This is a genomic window from Conyzicola sp., assembly GCF_046714715.1.
In the GTDB taxonomy this organism is placed as follows: Bacteria; Actinomycetota; Actinomycetes; order Actinomycetales; family Microbacteriaceae; genus Conyzicola.
Map to the genome: position 1 here is coordinate 1 of NZ_JBKKAD010000180.1, position 8637 is coordinate 8637.

At 67.5% G+C, this 8637-nt stretch carries 9 protein-coding genes; 6 read left to right on the top strand and 3 right to left on the bottom strand.

The genetic code is table 11. The features are described 5' to 3' along the window. The 4 genes from ACLQ6X_RS14640 to ACLQ6X_RS14655 form a co-directional block, all read left to right on the top strand. A partial coding sequence (locus ACLQ6X_RS14640) for a toprim domain-containing protein (RefSeq protein WP_411700895.1) occupies positions 1–860 on the top strand: 860 nt, incomplete at its 5' end. A 112-nt stretch (positions 861–972) separates the two neighbouring features. Next, the gene (locus ACLQ6X_RS14645) at positions 973–1554 is read left to right on the top strand and encodes a hypothetical protein (RefSeq protein ID WP_411700896.1); all 582 of its coding nucleotides are present in this window, start codon (positions 973–975) and stop codon (positions 1552–1554) included. A gap of 40 nt (positions 1555–1594) precedes the next feature. Further along, positions 1595–1993 (top strand): hypothetical protein, encoded by a 399-nt coding sequence (locus tag ACLQ6X_RS14650; protein ID WP_411700897.1) that lies wholly within the window; start codon positions 1595–1597, stop codon positions 1991–1993. 176 nt (positions 1994–2169) lie between these two features. After that, positions 2170–2859, top strand: coding sequence for a tetratricopeptide repeat protein (locus ACLQ6X_RS14655; protein ID WP_411700898.1), 690 nt, complete (start codon positions 2170–2172; stop codon positions 2857–2859). Between the two features lie 84 nt (positions 2860–2943). On the opposite strand, the gene ACLQ6X_RS14660 is transcribed toward ACLQ6X_RS14655, so the two are convergent. Continuing rightward, positions 2944–5430, bottom strand: a complete 2487-nt coding sequence (locus ACLQ6X_RS14660) for a DNA topoisomerase (ATP-hydrolyzing) subunit A (protein ID WP_411700899.1) — start codon at positions 5428–5430, stop codon at positions 2944–2946. Between the two features lie 57 nt (positions 5431–5487). On the opposite strand from ACLQ6X_RS14660, the gene ACLQ6X_RS14665 reads away from it, so the two are divergent. Then, complete coding sequence (locus ACLQ6X_RS14665; RefSeq protein ID WP_411700900.1) at positions 5488–6582, top strand: alkaline phosphatase family protein; 1095 nt, start codon at positions 5488–5490, stop codon at positions 6580–6582. Positions 6583–6584: 2 nt separating this feature from the next. Here ACLQ6X_RS14665 and sepH read toward each other — a convergent pair whose 3' ends face one another. After that, the gene (gene sepH / locus ACLQ6X_RS14670; protein WP_411700901.1) at positions 6585–7622 is read right to left on the bottom strand and encodes a septation protein SepH; all 1038 of its coding nucleotides are present in this window, start codon (positions 7620–7622) and stop codon (positions 6585–6587) included. 202 nt (positions 7623–7824) lie between these two features. Between sepH and ACLQ6X_RS14675 the strand changes: the two genes are divergently transcribed. After that, positions 7825–8118 carry a DUF4193 domain-containing protein gene (locus tag ACLQ6X_RS14675; protein WP_184235691.1) on the top strand — a complete coding sequence of 98 codons (294 nt, stop codon included), beginning with the start codon at positions 7825–7827 and terminating at the stop codon, positions 8116–8118. Here the strand turns inward: ACLQ6X_RS14675 and ACLQ6X_RS14680 are convergent, their stop codons facing one another. Beyond that, the gene (locus ACLQ6X_RS14680; protein WP_411700902.1) at positions 8119–8574 is read right to left on the bottom strand and encodes a DUF3093 domain-containing protein; all 456 of its coding nucleotides are present in this window, start codon (positions 8572–8574) and stop codon (positions 8119–8121) included. Between the last annotated feature and the right edge of the window lie 63 nt (positions 8575–8637).

An 8637-nucleotide genomic window follows, 5' to 3' on the forward strand; every position in this document is an offset into this window, starting at 1 on the left:
GCGACGACAAGGCCCAGTCGGCCCTCGTGCTCGACAAGATCGTGGCCGAGATGAAGTCGCGCATCTCCGCGCGCACGCACAAGGAGACGCAGCGTCGCAAGAACGCGCTCGAGAGCAGCTCGCTGCCCGCGAAGCTCGTCGACTGCCGGTCGAACGACGTGCTCAACAGCGAACTGATGATCGTGGAGGGCGACTCCGCGCTCGGCACCGCCAAGCTGGCGCGCGACAGCGAGTACCAGGCGCTGTTGCCCATCCGCGGCAAGATCCTGAACGTGCAGAAGGCCTCGGTCTCCGACATGCTGTCGAACGCCGAGTGCGCATCGATCATCCAGGTGATCGGCGCCGGGTCGGGCCGCACGTTCGACATCGAGCAGGCCAGGTACGGCAAGGTCATCATCATGAGCGACGCCGACGTCGACGGCGCCCACATCCGCACCCTGCTGCTCACGCTGTTCTTCCGCTACATGCGGCCCATGATCGAGGCCGGCCGGGTCTACGCCGCCGTGCCGCCGCTGCACCGCGTGATCGTGATGAACCCCGGATCGAAGCCGAACGAGACGATCTACACCTACTCCGAGAAAGAACTCGAGACGGTGCTCGCGGGGCTCAAGAAGGCGAACAAGCGCTACCAAGACCCGATCCAGCGGTACAAGGGACTCGGCGAGATGGATGCCGACCAACTGTCGGAGACCACCATGGACCGCCGGTACCGCACCCTGCGCCGCGTCACGGTCGTCGACGCGGAGGCCGCCGAGGAGGCGTCGCGCGTCTTCGAGCTGCTCATGGGCAACGAGGTGGCGCCGCGCAAAGAGTTCATCATCGCCGGCGAGGGCCTCAACCGCAGCCGCATCGACGTGTGACGCTTACCCCAACGTTCGCCGCACCCGATGCGTCCTAGTGAGTGGCGGCCCGCACACTCCGGGGTTCGCCTCCAGGGTTCGCACGTCGAGTGAGGGAGCAGACATGGGTCGCATGCGCACGGTGGCCGTCGTGGCAGGAGCGGGGTTGTGCGCCGTGTTCGCGCTGACCGGGTGCGCACAGGATGCTTCGCGACAGCTGGTTCCGGAGTCCAGCGTCGATAAGCCGCTCGCCGACCAGCTGCAGCTTCCGTCGATTGACGGAGACACGATGAACTGGCTCGATCGAGTGCAGCGCGAGTTGGCGGAGGACGAGAACTTCGGTTCACCAGCCATATCAGAAGACCGAGCGACGGTGACGATCACCTGGTTCGGCGAACCCAGCGCCCTGCTTCGGGAGTTGATCGCCGCGGCTCCGGAATCGCTGACCGTCGTGATACAGCCCGCGGCGTTCCGGCCGGCGGAGCTGGCCGAACTGGTGGAACGGGCGGTGGCGAGCCCAGGGCTGGTCGCCGGAGTCGAGGTCGCAATGGGGCACCCCGAAAACGACGGCTCCGGGATCAGGATCGGCATCGTCGCGCTACCGGAAGGCCGCACGACGGGTGAGCTCGCGACCGACTTCGCAGCCGCGCTGGGCCGCGTCGACGTGCCGGTGACGGTCGAGGTCAGCGGCCGGATGGTGCCGGCCGTCGGTTAGCGGCCCCGTTCGGGCCGGCGCTGATGGGGGAGGATGGAGCATGACGATCTTCCGCGCCAGCATCAACATCGCCACTACAGGTCACAGCCTCGAGCAGCTGAACGAGTACGCGGGCGTCGAGGCGAGCCGCTGGCTTCCGATCGGCTCGCCCGTGCACGACTTCGATCCGACCGGTCCGGCCCGCGAGATCTCGCAGTGGCACTACGACGCGCCGGTGGCCGGCGACAGCGAGATCCTCGAGCCGCATCTCGTGCTGTTGCGCCCCGTTCTCGAGCGCATGGCCGACGCTCAGCTCGAGGGCAGGGTGTACGGCAGTCTCTCCGTCTCCCTCAACTCCCGGCACAACGCCTTCGTCTTCGAGATCGAGCCGCGCGATACCGTGCTGATCGCCCGCGCGGGCCTGCGCATCCGCATCGACGCGTACACGCCCGAGGGCTGAGCCGGTCGAGTAGGTCGCTCAGCGACCGTACCGAGACCCGTGCGCGCACGATGCTTCAACAGGACGGTGTGCCGTCCGCCACCGTTCGACAGGACGAATTGGCGGCTCCGCCCACGCCCATCCTGTCGGCGGGTTGCCGACCTCGCTATGACGGGCCGTGCCCCTAAACTCACCCCATGCCTGCAGACGAAATCACGCGTGCGCGGACGGCGTGGCTGAAGACCCGAGATGGCGAGACCGGGGACGAGTTCGCAGCACTTCTCGTCGACCGTGGTCTGTACTCCGATGCCGAGCTGATCTATGCGCAGCTCGAGGCCGACGGCTACATCATCGCGTGGTGGGGTCGGGCGTGGTCGGCCCGCGAGCGCGGCGACGATGTCGCCGCCGAGCAATACCTGCGCGAATACATCGCCCGGGACGACGGGGATTCTCCCGAGGCATCCGCCTACTTGGGTATCTGGCTCCACTCCCGCGACGCCGGCGGCTACACCGAGGAGTTGCTGCGTATCGGCGCCGCGGTGAATCAGGACGCACGGGGTTCGCTCGGCAACCTCCTGCGCAAGACAGGTCGTCTCACCGAGGCCGAAGAGGTATTGCGGGTCGGGTACGAGCTTGGCGAAGAGGCGAGCCATATTCCCCTCGCCCTGGTGCTCGAGGCTGCCGGCCGTGTGAGCGAGGCGGTACCGGTGCTGCGTGAGGGCTACGAAATGGGCGACACTTTTTGCGCCTTCAACCTCGGGTTGCTGCTCGAAGAGGAGGGACTCGAGCTTGCCGCTATCGACTGGTACGTGAAGGCCGCCCGGGGTGGCGACCTAAAAGCCGTGGACCTGCTTGACGAACGCGGGATCGAGATCCCGGTGACGTAGTTCAACGCCGCCGTTCAACAGGACGAATGGGCGGCTCCGCCCGCGCCCGTCCTGTCGGTGGAAACGGCAACCAGCGTGTCTGCCCTAGAGCGACGTGCCGATCGACCCCACGACGGCGTCGAGGGGCGTGCCGGAGGCGTCGCGCTTGGCGCCGGACTCCGGCAGGTGGCGCACCGAGCCGTCCGCTCCCACGGCGAGCGACGGAGCGGGGCCGGCCCAGGCGAGCGCCAGGAGGTCTTCGCCCTTGAGGAACGCGTGGGCGCGCACTCCGCCGGTCGCCCGGCCCTTTGCCGGGAACTCACCGAGCGGCGAGACCTTGGCGCGCCCCGGATCCACGCCGGGAAGTGCGCCGGTCGAGCTCGACACGGTGGCCACCACGATCTCCGCGGCGGGGTCGACGGAGCCGAAGAAGATCACAGCGGCCTTCGCCCCGAGGTTGATGCCCGCGACTCCTCCGGCCGCTGCGCCCTGAGGGCGGACGGCCGACGCGGAGAAGTGCAGCAGCTGGGCGTCCGAGGTGACGAACACCAGGTCCTCGGCATCGGTGCCCTGCGCGGCGCCCACAACCTCGTCGCCCGCCTTGAGCGCGATGATCTCGAACTCGGGCTTGTTGGGATACGCGCCGGTGGCGACGCGCTTGACCACGCCCTGGCGCGTTCCGACCACGATCGAGTTCTCGGAGTCGAGCGACACGAACGCGATCACGCGCTCTTTCTTGTTCGTCATCGCGAGGTAGTCGCTGATGCGGGCCCCGGCGCCGAGCTGGATCGAGTTGGTCGGCACGTTCGGCAGGTCGACGGCGGTGAACCGGATGAGCCGTCCGAGGTTCGTGACCGCGCCGATCTCCGACCGGGCCGTCGTGACCACGGTGGACCGGATGGCGTCGTGCTTCGAGCGGCGGCGGACGAGGGGAGCGGCGGTCTCCTCGGCTCCCTCCACGGGTGGGGCGATGTCGACGCGGATGGCGCGCCCGGTAGTGGAGAGGTAGACGCGGCACGCGGTGTCGGCGATCTCGAGCACCGGCGCGTTCTTGCGGGAGGAGGCAGAGGTCGCGATCGACGGCCGGGCCTCGGTGAGCAGGGTGCGGCGGGGGGTGCCGAAGCGGTCGGAGATCTCCTCCAGTTCGCTCGACACCAGGTCGCGCAGTCGCGCCGGGCTGGTGAGCAGCGCCTCGAGCTCGGCGATCTCGCTCAGCAACTGCTGCTTCTCGTTCTCGAGCTCGATGCGGCTGAACTTCGTGAGCCGACGCAGCCGCAGCTCGAGGATGTACTCGGCCTGCAGCTCGCTCAGGTCGAAGACAGTGCGCAGGCGCGAGCGCGCGGCCTCGGAGTCGTCGCTCTGGCGGATGACCTGGATGACCTCGTCGATGTCGAGGATCGCGATGAGGAGTCCCTCGACGAGGTGCAGGCGTTCGAGACGGCGGGCGAGGCGGTAGCGGCTGCGGCGCGTGACGACGTCGAGCCGGTGATCGACGTACACCTGCAGCAGGTCGCGCAGGCCGAGGGTCTGCGGGCCGCCGTTGACGAGAGCCACGTTATTGATGTTGAAGCTGTCTTCGAGGGGCGTGTACCGGTAGAGCTGCTCGAGCACGGCGTCGGGGCTGAAACCGGTCTTGATGCCGATCACGAGCCGCAGACCGTGCCGCCGGTCGGTGAGGTCCGTGACATCCGAAATACCGCTCAGTTTCTTGCTGTTGACGCCGTCTTTGATCTTCTCGATCACCTTTTCGGCACCGACCATGTAGGGCAGTTCGGTGACGACGAGGCCCGTCTTGCGCGCCGAGATGCTCTCGGTCGACACCTTGGCCCTTGTCTTGAACGCGCCGCGGCCGGTGGCGTAGGCGTCCTTGATGCCGGCGAGCCCGCTGATCGTGCCGCCGGTGGGGAGGTCGGGCCCCGGCACGAACTCCATCAGGTCGTCGAGCGTCGCATTCGGGTTGTGCAGCAGGTGCCTGGCCGCGCCGATCACCTCGATGAGGTTGTGCGGGGCCATGTTGGTCGCCATGCCCACGGCGATACCGCTCGCGCCGTTCACCAGCAGGTTCGGGAACGCGGCGGGCAGCACCTCGGGCTGGGTGAGCTGGTTGTCGTAGTTGGGCACGAAGTTCACGACGTCTTCGTCGAGGCTCTCGGTCATGGCGAGGGCCGTCGCGTGCAGGCGCGCCTCGGTGTAGCGGGGCGCCGCGGGACCGTCGTCGAGCGAGCCGAAGTTTCCGTGCCCGTCGATCAGCGGCACGCGGAGGATGAAGTCCTGCGTGAGACGCACCATCGCGTCGTAGATCGAGGCGTCGCCGTGCGGGTGCAGCTTGCCCATGACCTCGCCGACGACGCGCGCCGACTTCACGTGGCCGCGGTCGGGACGCAGGCCCATTTCGGCCATCTGGTAGAGGATGCGCCTCTGCACCGGCTTCAGCCCGTCACGCGCGTCGGGAAGCGCGCGCGAGTAGATGACCGAGTAGGCGTATTCGAGAAACGAACCCTGCATCTCGGAGGAAACGTCGACCTCTTCTATGTGCTCGCCGGGCTGGGTGGCGGAGGACACGGGGGCAGGGGGATTCGCGGGAGTAGCCATAAGATTGCCCCTATGTTACCGGCGCCGAAATCACTCCGCCCGAGCCTCGCCGATGTAATGACCTCGTGTCTCTGCGCAATTTCGGGGGAGGAGAACCGGCTCGGCCTCCCACGCGTCTCGAAGACCGTCGTGCTGCTCGTCGACGGGCTCGGCGCAGCGGCCCTCAAGGCGCGCGCGGGACACGCCCGCACGCTGATGTCGTATCTCTCCGGGTCATCCGTCATCGACTCCGGCTTCCCGACGACGACCGCCGCGGCGCTCGCCACCCTGACCACCGGCACCGCGCCCGGCCAGCACGGAATGGTCGGCTACACGGTGCTCGACCCCGCGAACGACCGCGTGATCAAGCAGCTCTCCGGCTGGGACGACAAAATCGACCCGTACGCGTGGCAGCCCATGCCGACAGTGTTCGAGCGGGCGAGCGCGCTGGGTCATTCGGCAGTCGTCATCGGGCCCGAGCGCTACCGCGACAGCGGGTTCAGCAAGGCCGTGCTTCGCGGCGCCGAGTACATCGGGGAGTCGTCGATCGGCGACCGCCTGCAGCGGGCGGCCGAGTGGCTGCGCGAGCCGGGCGCAACCGGTATCGCCTACGTCTACGTGCCCGAACTCGACGTGGCGGGCCACGCCACCGGAGCCGAGTCGGTCGAGTGGACGAACTGGCTGGAGATCCTCGACGCAGCGGTGTGCGAGTTCGAGGGCCAGTTGGGTCCGGATGACGGCCTCGTCATCACCGCGGACCACGGCGTCGTAGACATCGCGGAACGCAACCACATCCTCTTCGATACCGAGACGCCGCTTATCGACGGCGTGCGATTCGTCGCCGGGGAGCCGCGCTGCCTGCAGCTGCACTTCGCACCGGACGCGAGCGAGAAGGTGCGTGCCGCGACGACGGCCGCCTGGCGGGATGCCGAGGGGGAGCGCTCGTGGATCGCCACGCGTGACGAGGCGATCGCCGCCGGCTGGTTCGGCGAGGTGCGCTCCGAGGTCGAGCCGCGCATCGGCGACCTGCTCGTCGCCGCGCGCAAGGGCATCGCCTACTACGACAGCCGCACGCTGAGGCCCGGCCACGGCATGGTGGGACACCACGGTTCGTTCTCGCCCGCCGAGGTGCAGGTGCCGCTGCTGCGGCTGGGCGCGTTCGCCCGCCGCTAGCCCTAGGTCAGGTCGTCGTCGGGACGCGCACCGAACACGATGTCGTCCCAGCTGGGCATCGCGGTGCGCCCCTTGCGCGCCGGGCTCTTCGTGGGGATGATCGGCTGCGGCGCCGTCGAACGGCTGTGCTCCGTGTCATCCGAACCGAATCCGTCGAGGGGCACGTCGACGAGTCGAATACCCCCGGGGGTCTGAGGCGATCGCGACGGGTGGTTCGAGCCCTCGTCGTCGGCGAAGTTGGCGGCTTCTCTCTCTCCGCGGCGGCGGCGGAGCGCCTCGAGCAGGTCGGCGGTCTGGTTGTGGTCGTGCACCGGCTCGTGCTCGACGGGCGCGTTCGAACCGAACCGGTTCGGGCGCGGCTCGTCGTCGTGCAAGGTGAGGCTGTCGTCGTCGAGGTCGAACGCGCCGCTGTCGAAGCGCGAGTTGTCGGCTTCGCGGTCGTCGCCGTTCACCGCGCGCAGGCGGGGGATGAGCGCGCCCTGCGACTCGCCCTGCTGGGAGAGGGTGATCGCTTCGTTGTTGAGCGGGGCGAGGGTGAGCTTCTTCGGGTCGAAGCGCCAGCGCGCGTCGTGGTCGATCTGCTCGGCCGTGAAGGCGAGCTTCACGATCCAGCCCGTCTCGGGGTCTTTCCAGCTCGCCCAGCGTTCGCCGACGGCGCCGAGGCCGACGAGCCGCTCGCGGATCACCGTGCCGAACGTGCGGCCGGCGCTCATCGGGTCGGACTCGATGGCGGTGTGCACGGCCACGCCGAGCGCGGTCTCCACCACGAACTCGCGTTCGGCGAGCACGGGGCCCTCGAACTTCTGAATGTATTCGAGCGGCACGCCCGTGATCGCGGCGACGTCGGCGGCCGACATGCCCGATCTGATCTGCGCCTGGATCTCCCGGGGGGCGACCTTGCGCCCCGATCCGGGGTCGGGAACGGCTTGGCGCAGCTTGGACTGCAGCACCTCGTCGATCGGGATCCTGAAGCGGTTGCCGTCAACGGAAGACACGAGGAGTGCCCCGTTCTCTACTCCGATTACTCGCAGGTCTTGCATGCTGAGATACCCTCCAGCGCTCGATATTCCCGCTAAGGATGTCACGGGTTTCGCGCATATCTCGGGAATACGCCGGGCGCGCCGCAAGTTACCGTTTCTGGCGCCGCGACAAGTGTCAAATTGGGTTTGCTATTCGCATACCAATGATGCAAACTGTGGCCGCCGATTTAGATAACTAGACGCATACAAGAAGTGGATGGGCATGGCAACCGACTACGACGCACCCCGCAAGACCGACGACGACACAGAGTCGATCGAGGCCCTCAAGGAGCGCGTTCCAGACAAGATGTCTGGCTCAGTCGACGTTGATGACGCCGATAACCCTGGCAGTTTCGAACTCGAGGGTGGGGACCTCTCCGAGCACGACCTCGACGTGGTTGTGCTTCCCGCACAAGCCGACGAGTTCACGTGCGTTGAATGCTTCCTTGTGAAGCACCGTTCGCAGATCGATCACGAGACAAAGCTCGGACCGATCTGCCTGGAGTGCGCGGCCTAACTAACCGACTGCCCGTTGCTTCGCCGCGATCATCGCGGCGACAACGGCCTCCGGATGCCGCGTCGACACAACCCAGTACGGAGCGCTGTCTCGTTCGTCGAGAATCTCGATCTTCACCAGTGGTGAGATCCACCCGCGAATGAGCAGCCACGTACGGGCGTCGAGCCCCGTTCCGCGCTCGACCCTCGCATCCTCGCCCTTGTGAGCCGTGACCGTACCGGCGATCGACAGGGGGAGCGTCGCTTTTCCCGCACGGAATTCCGAATCGGTCACCTCGATCACCGGGCTGGCGAGGATCAACAGCCCGACGCATCCGAGGTACAGCACTATGGCCACCACGACTCCGGCCGTGGCGTTGATCGGCAGGAAGACGAGCAGGCTCGCCGGTATCACGAGGGCTGAGGCAATGAAGAGCCAGGGCGCGGGCCACAGCCTCTCCCGGTAGATGGTGGTCATGCTCCTATTCCATCAGGCTTTCTGATGCCCCGATGAACTGCACTACCCTCGTGACGTGCCCGA

Excerpts from the sequence above, each read along its gene's own strand:
- ACLQ6X_RS14645 (WP_411700896.1), top strand. The coding sequence starts at position 973 with ATGCGCACGGTGGCCGTCGTGGCAGGAGCGGGGTTGTGCGCCGTGTTC.
- ACLQ6X_RS14665 (WP_411700900.1), top strand. The coding sequence starts at position 5,488 with ATGACCTCGTGTCTCTGCGCAATTTCGGGGGAGGAGAACCGGCTCGGC.
- ACLQ6X_RS14660 (WP_411700899.1), bottom strand. The coding sequence starts at position 5,430 with ATGGCTACTCCCGCGAATCCCCCTGCCCCCGTGTCCTCCGCCACCCAG.
- ACLQ6X_RS14650 (WP_411700897.1), top strand. The coding sequence starts at position 1,595 with ATGACGATCTTCCGCGCCAGCATCAACATCGCCACTACAGGTCACAGC.
- ACLQ6X_RS14655 (WP_411700898.1), top strand. The coding sequence starts at position 2,170 with ATGCCTGCAGACGAAATCACGCGTGCGCGGACGGCGTGGCTGAAGACC.
- ACLQ6X_RS14675 (WP_184235691.1), top strand. The coding sequence starts at position 7,825 with ATGGCAACCGACTACGACGCACCCCGCAAGACCGACGACGACACAGAG.
- ACLQ6X_RS14680 (WP_411700902.1), bottom strand. The coding sequence starts at position 8,574 with ATGACCACCATCTACCGGGAGAGGCTGTGGCCCGCGCCCTGGCTCTTC.
- sepH (WP_411700901.1), bottom strand. The coding sequence starts at position 7,622 with ATGCAAGACCTGCGAGTAATCGGAGTAGAGAACGGGGCACTCCTCGTG.